The organism is Rhodococcus sp. R1101, from assembly GCF_000278445.1.
In the GTDB taxonomy this organism is placed as follows: Bacteria; Actinomycetota; Actinomycetes; order Mycobacteriales; family Mycobacteriaceae; genus Rhodococcus; species Rhodococcus gordoniae.
This window is the reverse complement of record NZ_AJVB01000773.1, coordinates 1-1095: the sequence shown is the minus strand read 5'-3', so window position 1 is coordinate 1095 and position 1095 is coordinate 1. Positions and strand designations below refer to the sequence as shown.

Below are 1095 nucleotides of genomic sequence, written 5' to 3'. Positions count from 1 at the left end.
GGTGCGCCAAGGACGACATCAAGAAGGCGCTCGCGGCGTCGACGATGAGCCAGATCGGCTACATGGTGCTCGCCGCCGGACTCGGCCCCGCCGGCTACGCCTTCGCGATCCTGCACCTGCTCACCCACGGCTTCTTCAAGGCCGGGCTGTTCCTCGGCGCCGGTTCGGTGATGCACGCGATGAACGACGAGACCGACATGCGCCGCTTCGGCGGTCTCCGCGCGGTCATGCCGATCACGTTCGCCACCTTCGGGCTGGGCTACCTCGCGATCATCGGGATCCCGCCGTTCGCCGGCTTCTTCTCCAAGGACAAGATCATCGAGGTGGCCTTCGCCGCCGGCGGCGTCGAAGGAGCCGTGCTCGGTGTCGTCGCGCTGCTCGGCGCGGGGCTGACCGCCTTCTACATGACCCGCGTGATGATCCTGACCTTCTTCGGCGACCGGCGATGGGCGCCCGACGCCGTCCCGCACGAGTCGCCGGCCTCGATGACCTGGCCGATGATCGCCCTCGCCGTGGGCTCCGTCGGCGCCGGCGGGCTGCTGGTGCTCGGCGGCGCGCTGCAGCACTGGCTCGAACCCGTCGTCGGATACGACCACCACGAAGGTGGTCTGCCCGTCTGGCTCGTCACCACCGTCACTCTGGCGGTCGTGCTCGCCGGTGCCGCCGTCGCCTACCGGCAGTACGTGCGCGTGCCGGTGCCCGAGACGGCACCCGAAGCGGTGTCGGCGCTGACCGTCGCCGCGCGCCGCGACCTGTACGGCGACGCGGTGAACGAAGCGGTGCTCATGCGTCCCGGCCAGGGCATGGTGCGCGCCCTGGACGCCGTCGAGTCGACCGGGATCGACGGCTCCGTCACCGGTGCGGCCACCGGGATCGGTGCGCTCTCGCGCGGACTGCGCCGATTGCAGACCGGCTTCGTCCGTTCGTACGCGTTGTACATGTTCGCCGGCGCGACCGTCGTGGTCGGCGCGCTCGTCCTGGTGACGCTGTGATGGGGGTGTACCGGTGACCACCGTTCCCTGGTTGACGATCCTGTGGGTGCTGCCGCTGCTCGGCGCCGCCGTGATCGCGGCCCTGCCCGCACGACAGAGCTCC

The 1095-nt window shown here is 70.6% G+C and carries 1 protein-coding gene; it reads left to right on the top strand.

Annotation, left to right across the window (positions count from 1 at the left end; all coding sequences use genetic code 11):
- A partial coding sequence (locus tag R1101_RS0124090) for a proton-conducting transporter transmembrane domain-containing protein (protein ID WP_016935708.1) occupies nucleotides 1-992 on the top strand: 992 nt, incomplete at its 5' end.
- Between the last annotated feature and the right edge of the window lie 103 nt (nucleotides 993-1095).